Source organism: Leuconostoc suionicum, from assembly GCF_001891125.1.
In the GTDB taxonomy this organism is placed as follows: Bacteria; Bacillota; Bacilli; order Lactobacillales; family Lactobacillaceae; genus Leuconostoc; species Leuconostoc suionicum.
This window is the reverse complement of sequence record NZ_CP015247.1, coordinates 1153181-1165278: the sequence shown is the minus strand read 5'-3', so window position 1 is coordinate 1165278 and position 12098 is coordinate 1153181. Positions and strand designations below refer to the sequence as shown.

At 38.7% G+C, this 12098-nt stretch carries 14 protein-coding genes; 12 read left to right on the top strand and 2 right to left on the bottom strand.

Annotated features, from left to right (window positions below):
- Window positions 1-4 precede the first annotated feature (4 nt).
- Together pyrF and pyrE are read left to right on the top strand one after the other, a co-directional pair.
- On the top strand, window positions 5-700 hold the full coding sequence (gene pyrF / locus A6B45_RS05855) for an orotidine-5'-phosphate decarboxylase (RefSeq protein WP_072613765.1): 696 nt from the start codon (window positions 5-7) through the stop codon (window positions 698-700).
- On the top strand, window positions 701-1333 hold the full coding sequence (pyrE, locus tag A6B45_RS05850) for an orotate phosphoribosyltransferase (RefSeq protein WP_072613764.1): 633 nt from the start codon (window positions 701-703) through the stop codon (window positions 1331-1333). It abuts the gene before it with no gap.
- Window positions 1334-1372: 39 nt separating this feature from the next.
- On the opposite strand, the gene lexA is transcribed toward pyrE, so the two are convergent.
- A complete protein-coding gene (gene lexA, locus A6B45_RS05845) occupies window positions 1373-2011 on the bottom strand; it encodes a transcriptional repressor LexA (RefSeq protein ID WP_072613763.1) in 639 nt (212 codons plus the stop codon).
- Between the two features lie 248 nt (window positions 2012-2259).
- Between lexA and A6B45_RS05840 the strand changes: the two genes are divergently transcribed.
- Complete coding sequence (locus A6B45_RS05840) at window positions 2260-2496, top strand: YneF family protein (protein ID WP_072613762.1); 237 nt, start codon at window positions 2260-2262, stop codon at window positions 2494-2496.
- 10 nt (window positions 2497-2506) lie between these two features.
- Here the strand turns inward: A6B45_RS05840 and A6B45_RS05835 are convergent, their stop codons facing one another.
- A complete protein-coding gene (locus tag A6B45_RS05835) occupies window positions 2507-3145 on the bottom strand; it encodes a lysophospholipid acyltransferase family protein (RefSeq protein ID WP_072613761.1) in 639 nt (212 codons plus the stop codon).
- Between the two features lie 60 nt (window positions 3146-3205).
- Here A6B45_RS05835 and A6B45_RS05830 point away from each other — a divergent pair, with 60 nt between their 5' ends.
- The 9 genes from A6B45_RS05830 (at window position 3206) to glyS (ending at window position 12072) form a co-directional block, all read left to right on the top strand.
- Complete coding sequence (locus A6B45_RS05830; protein ID WP_072613760.1) at window positions 3206-3970, top strand: tRNA1(Val) (adenine(37)-N6)-methyltransferase; 765 nt, start codon at window positions 3206-3208, stop codon at window positions 3968-3970.
- Window positions 3967-4239 (top strand): GIY-YIG nuclease family protein, encoded by a 273-nt coding sequence (locus A6B45_RS05825; RefSeq protein ID WP_072613759.1) that lies wholly within the window; start codon window positions 3967-3969, stop codon window positions 4237-4239. Before A6B45_RS05830 ends, A6B45_RS05825 begins: the two co-directional genes overlap by 4 nt.
- 145 nt (window positions 4240-4384) lie before the next feature.
- On the top strand, window positions 4385-5161 hold the full coding sequence (gene rpsB / locus A6B45_RS05820) for a 30S ribosomal protein S2 (protein ID WP_002814693.1): 777 nt from the start codon (window positions 4385-4387) through the stop codon (window positions 5159-5161).
- Between the two features lie 109 nt (window positions 5162-5270).
- Entirely contained in the window at window positions 5271-6146 is an 876-nt protein-coding gene (gene tsf, locus A6B45_RS05815; protein WP_072613758.1) for a translation elongation factor Ts, read from the top strand.
- A 147-nt stretch (window positions 6147-6293) separates the two neighbouring features.
- The gene (pyrH, locus tag A6B45_RS05810) at window positions 6294-7019 is read left to right on the top strand and encodes a UMP kinase (RefSeq protein WP_072613757.1); all 726 of its coding nucleotides are present in this window, start codon (window positions 6294-6296) and stop codon (window positions 7017-7019) included.
- Window positions 7019-7564 carry a ribosome recycling factor gene (frr, locus tag A6B45_RS05805; RefSeq protein ID WP_072613756.1) on the top strand — a complete coding sequence of 182 codons (546 nt, stop codon included), beginning with the start codon at window positions 7019-7021 and terminating at the stop codon, window positions 7562-7564. Before pyrH ends, frr begins: the two co-directional genes overlap by 1 nt.
- 82 nt (window positions 7565-7646) lie before the next feature.
- Entirely contained in the window at window positions 7647-8759 is a 1113-nt protein-coding gene (locus A6B45_RS05800) for a DUF805 domain-containing protein (RefSeq protein WP_081371172.1), read from the top strand.
- A gap of 276 nt (window positions 8760-9035) precedes the next feature.
- Complete coding sequence (glyQ, locus tag A6B45_RS05795; protein WP_072613755.1) at window positions 9036-9977, top strand: glycine--tRNA ligase subunit alpha; 942 nt, start codon at window positions 9036-9038, stop codon at window positions 9975-9977.
- Between the two features lie 37 nt (window positions 9978-10014).
- Window positions 10015-12072 (top strand): glycine--tRNA ligase subunit beta, encoded by a 2058-nt coding sequence (gene glyS / locus A6B45_RS05790; protein WP_072613754.1) that lies wholly within the window; start codon window positions 10015-10017, stop codon window positions 12070-12072.
- Window positions 12073-12098 lie beyond the last annotated feature (26 nt).

Below are 12098 nucleotides of genomic sequence, written 5' to 3'. Positions count from 1 at the left end.
CATAATGATAGAACAGCCAGTCTTTATTGCTTTGGACTTTCCCGATGCAACCACTACTTGCAAATTTTTGGATCCTTTTTCAGATCTAGTGGAAAAGCCAGCATTGAAAATCGGTATGGAGCTTTTTTATCGTACGGGACCAGAGTTCATCACAGAACTACGTGCATTGGGCTATACGATTTTCTTAGATTTAAAACTTTACGATATTCCAAATACTGTTGGTCGTGCAGTCGCTAATATATCAAAACTAGATGTACAATATTTAACTTTGCATGCAGCTGGAGGGAAAAGAATGTTAGAAGCAGCTGTTGCCAATAAGAGTGACGCGTTAAAGTTACTTGCAGTGACACAGCTAACTTCTTTTTCGGAGGCTGAGATACAAGAGATACAACTAACCACAGCAACTATTGAAGAAAGTGTTGCACATTTGGCTGAGCTCGCATACTCGGCGGGCATAGACGGGACAATTAGTTCACCTTTGGAGGCTAGTTTAATTAAGTCACACACGAATGACCGATTTTTACGTATCACACCCGGTATTCGTTTAGCTGGTGACGCAGCTGGAGATCAAGTGCGTGTGACTACGCCAGCGGAAGCCAAGAAGTTGAATTCAACTGGATTAGTTGTTGGTCGATCAATTACAAAATCGACCAACCCGGTGGCTGCATATCAACGTGTTGTCAATGAATGGAGAAAATAAATGACAAACTATAAACAACAAGTAGCTAATGATTTACTTGAAATTGGCGCCGTAAAATTTTCACCAGAAGAACCTTTCACGTGGGCCTCGGGTATAAAGAGTCCAATATATACAGATAATCGGATGACCATTGGTTTCCCTTTGGTACGTCAAAATATTTATAAGGGGTTATCTGAATTAATAAAAAAAGAGTATGGTGACGTTGAGATTATTGGTGGAGTGGCTACTGCAGGTATTCCTCATTCGGCTTGGGTAGCTGAAGAATTAAATAAGCCAATGATCTATGTACGTTCAAAACCTAAAGATCACGGGGCAGGTCGTCAAACAGAAGGCGCCTTGGTAAAAGATCGCAAAGTCGTTCTGATTGATGATTTGATATCAACAGGGGGTTCTGTGTTGGCTGCAGTAAATGCGGTACGTAATGAGGGAGCAAGTGTACTTGGCGTTGTTTCCATATTCTCTTATGAATTGCCAGCTGGTAAAAAAAATTTTGACGAAGCAGGACTAACATTTAACTCGCTAACAACATATTCACAACTCATTGAAACAGCGGTAAAGCGTGGGGATCTCGATAAATCACAAGTTGAAACCTTACAAAATTGGAAGAAAAATCCAAATGCTTGGCAAGCATAATAAAAAGGCTCATCCCTGATGAGCCTTTTTACTTGATTTTTAATAAATAGCGTCGCGATATAGTCCGATGACTTTTCCTAAAATAGAGACTTTTTGCAAAATAATTGGCGCCATGCTGTTATTTTCTGGTTGTAAGCGATAATGATCGGCTTCACGGAAAAAACGCTTGACTGTCGCTTCATTGCTATCATTCATTGCGACAACGACATCACCATTATCAGCATTCTCTTGCTTACGTACGATAACTTTGTCTCCATCTAGGATGCCAATGTTAACCATTGAATCACCATGAACATTAAGCATGAACAGGTCACCATCAAATTGCATTAAATTATCTGGAATAGGGAAAAATTCGGTTGCTTCTTCTTCCACTGCCAAAATTGGTGTACCCGCTGTAACCATTCCAAGTACCGGAATTTTTCCGGGTGTTGTTGAAATGCCAAGCATCTCTAAACCAATATCGGTTACTTCGATCGCACGAGCTCTTGGTTTAGAAGCATCTTTTAAAAGATAACCTTTTTTGACTAGTCGTTCGATGTGACCGTGAATAGTTGAAGAAGATGATAATCCAACAGCTTCACCAATTTCTCGGACGGTTGGTGGGTAACCATTTTCTGATTGTGCTTCATGAATAAATCGAAGCACTTGAATTTGTTTGCTTTCTTGTGTAATTGCCATGATGGGTTTCCTACTTGTTAAATTTACTATCATCAGTATAACGGAAAAACACGAACAAATCAAACGTTTGTTCGTTATTTTTGTAAAAATTCAACCTAATATTAAATAAATGATAAAAACTTGTGTTGTTTATTTTTGTAACGAACAAAATGGTTCATATTGAAAACGTTAACTCTGCAAGTAATTATAGCACGCCTTTGCTGGCTGTGCTATAATAACTATCAGACATTTTAGTAAGGAGAATATGCATGATTAGCACATGGCTAGCAATTTTAATTGCAGTGTTAACTTTAGTTATTGGTTTGGTCGGTGGCTTTTTCTTGGCACGTAATTCAATGAAGAGTTATCTTGCAAAAAACCCACCTATTTCAGAAGAAATGATGAAATCAATGATGATGTCAATGGGACAAAAACCATCTCAAAAGAAATTGAACCAAATGATGGCTCAGATGAAGCAACAAAGTGCCAATTCGCAAAAAAAATAAGCCAATCGGCTTATTTTTTTTCTAAACGTTTTGGATCTACATATTTCCAAGTTGGGTCAATCTCAGCATCTAATTCTTGGAATGCTTTTTGCATTTGCTCAGTATATTTAGCAATATTTTCTTTGTTCAATCGGTCTTTACGATCAATAATAATTGGCTTACCAAAATTAACTGTGGTATTATTACGTTTGAAAAGTTGACTGAACTTAACAGGACCTTGATAGACAGCTGGTACGATTGCCTTTCCAGCCATTCGTGCAATTAAAATGGAACCTGATTTTAAATCGTCACTGTGTCTAGAACCGGAAGGAAACATTATCAAAGAGCGATTGCCATCTTTTAATTCACGTACGGGAATTTTGATGACGCTTGGGCCAACATTTTCACGATCAACTGGGAAAGCGCCGGCTGATTTGATTAACCAGGCAAGTGGCTTGAATTTAAATAATTCAATTTTTGCCATGAAAATAAAGTGTTTTGGGTAGGCCGCCATGGCATACCATACTGGGTCCCACCAAGTACGATGTGGGCCAACTAGCACATAGTTATCGTTTTGGGGTATTCTGTCGCGATTCATGTATTTAATGCGACCAGTAACTGCCCATATTAAAGCAACAGCAATGCCACGTAAAAAATCATAGAATTTCATATTTATTTACCTCATAAATTAAATCATTTCAATTTTACAGATAAACAGAGAGAAACGCAAATGACACAACCATTTCTTAAAGCAAATGAACGTATCGATGGACTTCCATCACAAAATATTAATATTATCCAGAATCCAGACATGTTTTCATATTCCTTAGATGCAATTTTATTAGCACATTTTGCTGATGTAAAGGGGAAAGGTAAAGGGTTATCTGTAGATTTGGGATCAGGTACTGGCGCAGTTGGCCTTTTTTACGCCCCGAAAGTGACTGGAAAAATAAAGTTAGTCGAGATACAACCAGAATTAGCTGAAATGGCACAACGCAGCATTGAACTGAACAATTTGCATGAACGTGTTTCGGTCCTTCAAGCTGACATGAAAGATATATTTAATGAAATTCAACCTGGTTCGGTTGAAACTGTTCTGACAAATCCACCTTATTTTCCCTTAACTGAGACTACCAAGACTAATATAGATAAACATTATGAAATTGCGCGCCACGAGTTGATGATTAACCTGCCTGAATTGGCCCAAATTACCAACAAACTCCTGAAAAATAATGGCAAGGTCTATATGGTACACCGGCCGGAAAGACTAGCAGATATATTTGCAGCGTTTGCTGCACGAAAGCTCATGATTAAAAGAGTTCAATTTGTTTATGGAAAGGCGAACCGTGAAGCCAATATGGTTTTAATAGAAGCCATTAAATCTGGCCGACCAGGTGGTGTGCGCATTATGCCGCCCCTTATCGCCTATACTGATGACAATGACTATACATCAGAAGTTCATGACATCCTCTATGGTAAAGCGTGGCATGAATGAAATATTATTATTTTTATGTGTTGTATACAGCGGATGGTTATTTTTATGGTGGATTCACGGATAACGTACAACGTCGTTTAGCGACGCATGAGTCTGGCAAAGGAGCAAAGTTTACTCGGGTAAAGGCGCGACATCCATTAAAATTGATTCACTATGAAGAATTCCAGACAAAGAGCGAAGCATTAAAAGCAGAGGCGAATTTTAAGAAATTAACACGAATTAACAAGGAACAGTACTTATTAGCACACCACGTGGTCAGAATTTGGTAATATGCTTGTCAAGGAACCAAAAATAATGTAAAATGAAATATGTTGTGAAAAGCAACAAATACACACGATAAATGAGAACACGTAGGTGCAGAAATGTCAGCGTGAACAACGAATTTGTCGGCGGAAAAACCTAGGAGGCCATAACATGGCAGTTATTTCAATGAAAGAACTCCTCGAAGCAGGAGTACACTTCGGTCACCAAACACGTCGTTGGGACCCAAAGATGGACGAATATATCTTTACAGAACGTAATGGTATTCACATCATCGATTTACAAAAGACAGTTAAGTTAGTTGATGAAGCTTATAACTTTATTCGTAACGCTTCTACTGATGGCGCTAACGTATTATTCGTTGGTACTAAGAAGCAAGCTTCTGATGCGATTGCTGAAGAAGCAACACGTGCTGGTCAATACTACATCAACCATCGTTGGTTGGGTGGTACATTGACAAACTGGAACACTATTAAGACACGTATCCAACGTTTGAAGGATTTGCAAACAATGGCCGAAGACGGCACATTTGAGCAATTGCCTAAAAAAGAAGTTGTTCTGTTGAACAAGCAACGTGAAAAGTTGGAAAAGTTCTTAGGTGGTATTCAAGATATGCCTGGCTTGCCAGATGTATTGTTTGTTGTTGATCCAAAGAAGGAAGAAATTGCCGTCAAGGAAGCAAACATGCTGAACATCCCAGTTGTAGCTATGATCGATACAAATGCTAACCCAGATGTAGTCGATGTTAAGATTCCTGCTAACGATGATGCTATTCGTGCCGTACGTTTGATCACATCAAAGATTGCCGATGCTGTTATTGAAGGTCGTCAAGGCCAAGATTCAGCACCTGAAGATGCATTCGTTGAAGGTGATGAAAACACAGAATCAATCGAAGAAATTGCTAACATCGTTGAAGAAGGCAATAACTAATTAATTTTATTCTATAAATACCGTTCCTAGCGGACCTGTTCGGGACGCGGAATGGTATTTTAATATGTTATAATAAAAATACATTAAACTATTTTAGAGGAGCACTATAATGGCAATTACTGCTGCACAAGTAAAGGAATTACGTGATAAGACATCTGTTGGAATGATGGATGCTAAAAAAGCATTGGTTGAAGCTGATGGCGACCTAGACAAGGCAATTGATTTATTGCGTGAAAAGGGTATGGCAAAAGCTGCTAAAAAAGGTGATCGTGTCGCTGCCGAAGGAATGACAGCCGTTGCCGTTAAGGGTAACCGCGCTGCGATTATTGAATTAAACTCAGAAACTGACTTCGTGGCTGGTAATGCTGAATTTAACGAATTGCTTAACGCAGTTGCCAACACAATCGTTGAATTTGCACCTGCTGACGTTGAAGCTGCTTTGGCACTTGAAGTTCAAGAAGGTCAAACTTTGAACGACAAGATTATCGGAACAACTCAAATTACTGGTGAAAAGATTACTTTGCGTCGTTTTTCAGTAGTAGAAAAGTCAGATTCAGAAAACTTTGGTTCATATTCTCACTTGGCAGGCTCAATTTCAGCTTTGGTTGTTGTTGATGGTGCTTCAGAAGAAGCTGCCAAAGATATCGCAATGCATGTTGCTGCCATTGCACCACAATTTGTATCTGATGATCAAGTGCCTGCTGATGTTGTTGCTAAGGAAAAGGAAGTGCAGTTAGCTTCTGAAGATTTGAATGGTAAGCCTGATAACATTAAGGAACGCATGGTCGAAGGACGTATCAAAAAGTTCTTGGCTGAAATTTCTTTGTTGGATCAACCATTTGTTAAAAACGGCGACCAAACAGTTGCACAATTCATTGCTTCACAAAATGGATCAGTTAAGTCATTTGTTCGTTACCAAGTTGGTGATGGCATTGAAAAGCAAGTCACTGATTTGGCTGAAGAAGTTGCTAAGCAACTTGGTTAATATTTAGAAATTACTAATTGCCATTGATTGTTTTATCTATGAAGCTAATTAGTTAAAAAGTGTACTATATATAAATAGCGCACTTTTTTTTCGGAAATTTTTCTAAATTTTTGATATACTTGTATAAGCAAATAAAAGAGGTTAAACATGACTGATATTAAGTACAAACGCGTTTTGATGAAGCTCTCTGGCGAAGCGTTAGCAGGAGACAAAGGCCAAGGAATTGATCTTGAAACTGTTTCTTCTATTGCCGAAGAGCTAAAGGATGTCCACGATTTGGGTACGCAAATTGCGATCGTTGTTGGTGGTGGGAATTTGTGGCGAGGCGAACCAGCATCAAAAATCGGTATGGAACGTTCCCGTGCTGACTACACTGGCATGCTTGGTACAACGATGAATGCTCTTGTTTTGCAAGATGCATTGGAACGTGCTGGTGTGCAAACGCGTGTACAAACAGCCATTACAATGCAACAAATCGCTGAGCCCTACATACGTGGACGTGCTATTAGGCATTTAGAAAAAGGGCGCATTGTTATTTTCGCTGCAGGAACTGGGTCTCCTTATTTTTCAACAGATACAACTGCGGCTTTGCGTGCCAATGAAATTAATGCTGATGCAATTTTAATGGGTAAAAATGGTGTAGATGGCATTTATGACTCAGATCCAAATAAAAATGCTAATGCAGTTAAGTTTACCGAATTAACTCATCTTGATATCTTGAAAAAAGGTTTGAAAGTAATGGATTCCACAGCTAGTTCGCTTTCTATGGATAACAATATGCCTTTGGTGGTGTTTAATCTTAATACACCTGGTAATTTAAAGCGAGTTGTACTTGGTGAAGAAATTGGAACAACAGTAACGGGAGAAAAATAATGACTTTTGATTTAACCAATGCAAAGGAACGTATGAAGGGTGCACAAGATGCACTCCAACGTGAATTAGCTAATATCCGAACAGGACGTGCAAATCCTAATATTTTGAATCGTGTAGAAGTTGAATATTACGGTGCAATGACACCACTTAATCAGGTTGCTTCTATTTCTGTACCAGAGGCGCGTATTTTGTTAATTACGCCTTTTGATAAGAGTGCATTAGAAGCTATTGTACATGCAATTAATGTTTCAGATCTTGGTTTGAATCCTGCTTCTGATGGGAATATTGTACGTCTGGCTATTCCACAAATGACAGAAGAACGTCGTAAAGAACTTGCTAAAGAAGTGAAGGCTGAAGCTGAAAAAGCTAAAGTTTCAGTTCGTAATGTTCGTCGTGATATTATGGATGATATTAAAAAAGACAAAGAAATGCCTGAAGATGATGCCCGTAAGGCCGAAGATCAGACACAAAAGTTGACTGATGAAAACATCAAAGCAATTGATGGCATAGCGGCTGAAAAAGAAAAAGAATTGTTAACAATTTGATTTTCGTAAGATATTGCGATTATGCTTGACTTGGATAAATCCAAGTCTTTTTATTTAGGAGAGGGATGTGCTGAGGAGATATTTGAGATATTGGCGGGAAGCTTTTGATTTTCATAGTGGTGCGTATCGATTGGATTTCTGGTGGGTTCAAATCGTGAATACATTTATTTTTGCATCTATTTTATTTGTATCAATTAACTTTTTTAATTCATGGCCGTTAGCGACCAAGTTATCGGGGACATTCAGTATCTTAATAACTATTCCAAACTTATCCTTATTTATTAGACGATTACGAGATACGGGATTTCCAGTGCAGACAATTATGTTTGTACTGATGAGCCCGTCCCTTTTAGGAGTGAGTTTCGGCATTTTAGTCAGTATTCGTTTAGTTATTTTGGCACCAATTGCATTTTTAATATATTTCGGTTGGATTATTTACTTGGTTTCAAGGCGTTCTGCCTATTGGACGCCAACTTTAAGTAAAAAGCAAAAATCATTTTACGCAGCTGTAATTAGCGTTGTAATGATTTTAACGGTTTGTTTCCAGGTTACCGCTTTAAAGCATGTTACACATGAATTTAGAGCTGCTGCGCAAAGATATATTCAAGAACAGCATCAGGTTAATGAAAATCGAGGTACATCCGTATCTTCAAGTTATTCTGTTAAAAATGGTTCTATGAGCTCGTCAGCCCAAGAGACAGATGATAACCTATCAGACGCTAGCTCAGGATCTTCGATACCTGAAAAAGAAGTCACTGAACTTCCAGACGATTTTGAGACGACGGCATACAAAGGATTAACAGAAGATACAATAGGAGATGCAGAGTTTGGTTTCTTTAAGGTCCATGGGATTTGGGAACAAGATGCAGCTTCTTTGCAGTGGTTGCAGTCACAACAAAACATAATGATTTTAACCAGCACTCAAGGTCAGGGATTTGGTGTTGATGTTGCTAGTTTTAGTTTTAAAAAAATTACGGGACAAAGTTATCTTTCATTAGATCATGTCGATAATGTACAAGTCTCTCGAATTGACGGTACTTACCAAGATACTACCTCTGACAGTATTAAAGCAATGACTTATTTAGAGTGGCATATGCCAGATGGTCACATTCGAGTTGTGTACTTAATTGCGCCATCAAGAGCATTGCTTAATTTGATTGTTAAAACATTGTCAGAAAGTTTTCGAGTAGGTTAATGTAGAAATTTTACTTGACGATTTGTCGTAGAGGGTGCATAATATCATTATTGAGTTTTGTACGTGATGAAGCCAAGTGGCGTTGGTGGAATGGACAAACAATCGAGTGTCGGGTTTTATAGCTCGGAAGTCAGGTGGAACCGCGCGTAAGCGTCCTGATGTCAATTATTTTGGCATTGGATGAGCTTACACGCGGTTTTTTGATGCTGGTAAATATAACAAAATATCGACATCATCTGTGCTGAATTGTCGATAAATTTTTAAGGAAGAACGATTATGACAAACGAAAAACTATCATTGCAAGATATCATTTTGACTCTACAACAATACTGGGCTAAACAAGGTGCAAACTTAATGCAAGCATATGACAATGAAGTTGGCGCTGGAACACAGTCGCCATATACATTTTTACGTGCTAATGGTCCTGAGCCTTGGAACGCCGCTTACGTTCAACCTTCTCGTCGCCCAGCTGATGGCCGCTATGGCGATAATCCAAACCGTTTATTTCAACATCATCAGTTTCAAGTAGTGATGAAGCCTTCCCCTGAAAACATTCAAGAGCTTTACCTGGGATCTTTAGAAGCTTTGGGTATTAAAGCATTAGAACATGATATACGTTTCGTTGAAGATAACTGGGAAAATCCCTCCATGGGTGCTGCAGGAATTGGTTGGGAAGTTTGGCTAGATGGTATGGAAGTGACACAGTTTACTTATTTCCAGCAAGTTGGTGGAATTGAAGTAGATTCTGTGACGGCAGAAGTGACTTATGGTCTAGAACGATTAGCATCATACATTCAAGATGTACCAACGGTTTACGATCTTGAATGGGGTAATGGTGTGTTGTACGGTGATATTTTCAAAGAACCAGAATACGAACATTCAAAATACGCTTTTGAAGAATCTAACCAAGATATGTTGTTGCGCCACTTTGAAGAATTTGAAGCAGAAGCAACTCGTTTGTTGGATTTGGGCTTGGTACATCCGGCTTATGACTATATTTTGAAATCATCACATACATTTAATCTGTTAGATGCACGTGGTACAGTTTCGGTCACGGAACGTGCTGGTTACTTACATCGTATTCGTACAATGGCTCGCAAAGTATCAAAAGTATTTATTGAAGAACGTGCTAAGCTTGGTTTTCCTTTGCTAAAAGATCAGACATTACGTGATAAGTATCTTGGTAAAAACGGTAAGTACACCAAAGAAAATGCCTGATAGTAACAGAGATAAAATCAATATTGGAGAATAACTCATGTCAACATTTTTATTAGAAATTGGTCTTGAAGAAGTGCCAGCACATTTGGTCACAAGTTCAGAAAATCAATTAATTGAAAGAACAAAAAACTTTTTAGCTGAGCATCGATTGCCTGTTGGTGCCATCAAGCCTTATTCAACCCCACGTCGGTTGGCTGTTGAATTAACCGATGTAGCGGAAAAATCAGAAAGTTTGAGTGAAGAAAAGCGTGGTCCGTCAATTGAAAGAGCAAAAGATGCCAATGGTGAGTGGACTAAGGCAGCAATGGGATTTGCACGTGGTCAAGTCGCAACACCAGATGACTTTGAAACAAGAGATGGCTATGTGTGGTTAACAAAGCATACTGAAGGCGTTCCTGCCAAGGATATCTTGGTCAAGATTGGTGACGAGGTGGTTTCAGAGATGAAGTTCTCAACGTACATGAAGTGGGCAAATAATGCTTTCTTGTACGTACGACCAATTCGCTGGCTTGTCGCCTTGTTTGGTAAGAAAGTAGTTGATTTTCATGTATTAGATGTTCAGACTAGTCGTGTTACAAGAGGACACCGCTTTTTGTCAAATGAACATGTTGAAATTCCTTCTGCTGACGATTATGTAAGTACACTCGAATCAGCAAGTGTTATAGTTGACGCTGAGGCACGAAAAAATGCAATCCGTTCTCAACTGACGGCAATTGCTAAACAAAACAATTGGTCATTAGAATTAGACACTAGTGCAGCACAGGACTTGCTGGAAGAAGTTAATAATATTGTCGAATGGCCAACGGCATTTGCTGGTACTTTTGATAAAAAATATTTGGAAATTCCTGATGAAGTATTAATCACATCAATGCGCGAACATCAACGTTTCTTCTTTGTTACTAATCATGACGGGGAATTATTGCCACATTTCTTATCAGTACGTAATGGGAACCAAGAGCATTTGGATAATGTTATTGCTGGTAATGAAAAAGTTCTGGTTGCTCGTCTTGAAGATGCAGAATTCTTTTACAAAGAAGACCAAACTAAAACAATCGCTGACTACATGGAAAAGGTCAAAAAACTGGTTTTCCACGAAAAAATTGGTACTGTTTATGAACATATGCAGCGAACTGGCGTTTTGGCACATACATTAGCGCAATCACTGAATTTTGATGAACAACAATTGTCTAACGTGGGCCGTGCAGCAGAAATCTATAAATTCGACTTAATGACCGGTATGGTTGGTGAGTTTGATGAATTGCAAGGTATTATGGGTGAACACTATGCTAAATTATTTGGTGAGAATCCCGCTGTGGCTGCAGCAATTAAAGAGCACTATATGCCGACTTCAGCAACAGGAAAAATTGCTGAGTCAGATATTGGTGCTGTACTAGCAGTTGCCGATAAACTAGATGCTATTGTAACTTTCTTTGCAGCTGACTTAACACCAAGCGGTTCAAATGATCCTTATGGACTACGTCGCGCAGCAACAGGTATTGTAAGAACATTACAGGGGAAAAATTGGCATGTTGCTTTGAAACCGATATTAACTCAGTTTGCCCAATCACAAGGAGAAGTTGCTGCGGCTGATATCACAGCTGTACTGGAATTTATCTTAGATCGCGTGCGTAAGTTAACATTGGATGATGGTATTCGCCAAGATTTGGTATCTGCAGGCGTTAGTCGTTCAGGAAATACTGACGTTGTTTACCTCATGGATCGTATTAATGTACTTTCTGCTCACAGTAAAGATGATAATTTCCGTGATGTGATTGAAGCATTGACACGTGTCGATCGCTTGGCAGTTAAGCAGCTAACTAATGACAACGTGGATCCATCTTTATTTGAAAATGATGCTGAAAAAGAATTGTACCAGGCAACGTATGCACTGAACTTGAGCCACTTAGTAAAAGAAGGTGCTGACGAGGTTTATTCAGCATTAGCTGGATTGCAATCTCCTATTTCAACTTATTTTGAAGCTACAATGGTTAACGCCGAGAATGTAGCTGTTAAAAACAATCGCTATGCACAACTGAATGTAATTCATCGCTTAATTAGTGAATTGGGTGATTTAGAACAAATTGTTATTAAGTAAAATGATTAAATAATAGGTCGTCACTA

What these genes read in the sequence shown, in the direction of transcription:
- rpsB (WP_002814693.1), top strand. Translation starts at nt 4,385, where the DNA reads ATGGCAGTTATTTCAATGAAAGAACTCCTCGAAGCAGGAGTACACTTC.
- glyS (WP_072613754.1), top strand. Translation starts at nt 10,015, where the DNA reads ATGTCAACATTTTTATTAGAAATTGGTCTTGAAGAAGTGCCAGCACAT.
- pyrF (WP_072613765.1), top strand. Translation starts at nt 5, where the DNA reads ATGATAGAACAGCCAGTCTTTATTGCTTTGGACTTTCCCGATGCAACC.
- A6B45_RS05835 (WP_072613761.1), bottom strand. Translation starts at nt 3,145, where the DNA reads ATGAAATTCTATGATTTTTTACGTGGCATTGCTGTTGCTTTAATATGG.
- pyrH (WP_072613757.1), top strand. Translation starts at nt 6,294, where the DNA reads ATGACTGATATTAAGTACAAACGCGTTTTGATGAAGCTCTCTGGCGAA.
- pyrE (WP_072613764.1), top strand. Translation starts at nt 701, where the DNA reads ATGACAAACTATAAACAACAAGTAGCTAATGATTTACTTGAAATTGGC.
- glyQ (WP_072613755.1), top strand. Translation starts at nt 9,036, where the DNA reads ATGACAAACGAAAAACTATCATTGCAAGATATCATTTTGACTCTACAA.
- tsf (WP_072613758.1), top strand. Translation starts at nt 5,271, where the DNA reads ATGGCAATTACTGCTGCACAAGTAAAGGAATTACGTGATAAGACATCT.
- A6B45_RS05830 (WP_072613760.1), top strand. Translation starts at nt 3,206, where the DNA reads ATGACACAACCATTTCTTAAAGCAAATGAACGTATCGATGGACTTCCA.
- frr (WP_072613756.1), top strand. Translation starts at nt 7,019, where the DNA reads ATGACTTTTGATTTAACCAATGCAAAGGAACGTATGAAGGGTGCACAA.
- lexA (WP_072613763.1), bottom strand. Translation starts at nt 2,011, where the DNA reads ATGGCAATTACACAAGAAAGCAAACAAATTCAAGTGCTTCGATTTATT.
- A6B45_RS05840 (WP_072613762.1), top strand. Translation starts at nt 2,260, where the DNA reads ATGATTAGCACATGGCTAGCAATTTTAATTGCAGTGTTAACTTTAGTT.
- A6B45_RS05825 (WP_072613759.1), top strand. Translation starts at nt 3,967, where the DNA reads ATGAAATATTATTATTTTTATGTGTTGTATACAGCGGATGGTTATTTT.